The sequence below is a fragment of the Chloracidobacterium sp. genome (genome assembly GCA_025057975.1).
In the GTDB taxonomy this organism is placed as follows: Bacteria; Acidobacteriota; Blastocatellia; order Chloracidobacteriales; family Chloracidobacteriaceae; genus Chloracidobacterium.
In genome coordinates this window covers 1-983 of sequence record JANWUV010000033.1, presented here as the reverse complement: position 1 = coordinate 983, position 983 = coordinate 1, and the positions used below count along the sequence as shown (strand labels likewise).

Here is a 983-nt window from a genome sequence, read left to right as displayed (position 1 = left end):
TGGCTGAGCCGCGACCCGATTGGGGAAACCGGCGGGCTGAATCTGTACGGATACGTTGAAAATAATCCACTAACGTCTATTGATCGACTGGGGCTGCAATCGCCGGGAGGCGGCCCACGAAACGAGCCTCTTGTCATCTACTCTCCGCCGGCTAACCCTCTTCTTCCGTATCTGCCTGCCGGACCGGATCCAACAAGGAGAGGTAGGGGGAGGACTTGGAGGCCTTACCCGATTACAATTCCTCGATCTGGCTCGAAATCCTGTCCAGACAGTAAGCCTAATCGGTGTTTGGAGTGTTTGCAACCTAAATATAAAAGATGTAGTCAGACTTTAGAAGAGAAAAATCGAGATATTATAAGTACTTTTATAGCCTTAGCTTCTTTAGCAACAGCCGTATATATAGTTTGTATCAATGCAAACCTTGGTAACCCGGCTGGTCTCATAGCTTGCAATGTGGCACAAGAAGCCGCGATTGCAGGTCTGATTATGGGAATGACCAAGGACATGAGAGATGCAAGTCAAAATTATTCAGACTGTATTACCGATGCTATCATTGCTTGTAATCCTGAATGCGGGCAGAGGTGAATGTGATGAAAATGATTCTAGTGGTATTGCTTTTTGTTGCTGCGTTGGTATTTCATGGTATAGAGCGAGAGAAATTTTATCGTCAAATTGAAAGAATAGAAAATGAAAATACAGGAAATAAAGTAATTTTTAGTTCGATAAGATCGCTTTATTCATCAATAGATAGGAGTATCACTGCCAATACTATTATTGTATTTAATGCTTTACTCTTAGCGGTTTCTATGATTGAAAGGGATAGAAGACAAAAAGAGAAGGAAGAAAAAGAAAAGTAAGGGCGTACAAAGCTCTCATATCTAAGTTGAGAGAAGAGGAGAAAGGAAATATTACGAGTTGGACGCGGCGGTTGGGAAGCGCGCCGGCGCGGGTGGAGACCTATACGTATGACAACGCCGACCAGT

At 43.8% G+C, this 983-nt stretch carries 2 protein-coding genes and 1 pseudogene; all 3 read left to right on the top strand.

Translation table 11 applies throughout. The features are described 5' to 3' along the window. The first annotated feature begins 3 nt into the window (after positions 1-3). The 3 genes and pseudogenes from NZ585_14895 (at position 4) to NZ585_14885 (ending at position 857) form a co-directional block, all read left to right on the top strand. Positions 4-84: pseudogene (locus NZ585_14895) on the top strand (hypothetical protein). Between the two features lie 204 nt (positions 85-288). Next, positions 289-585 (top strand): hypothetical protein, encoded by a 297-nt coding sequence (locus NZ585_14890; protein ID MCS7081318.1) that lies wholly within the window; start codon positions 289-291, stop codon positions 583-585. Positions 586-590: 5 nt separating this feature from the next. Next, complete coding sequence (locus tag NZ585_14885; GenBank protein MCS7081317.1) at positions 591-857, top strand: hypothetical protein; 267 nt, start codon at positions 591-593, stop codon at positions 855-857. Positions 858-983: the final 126 nt, after the last annotated feature.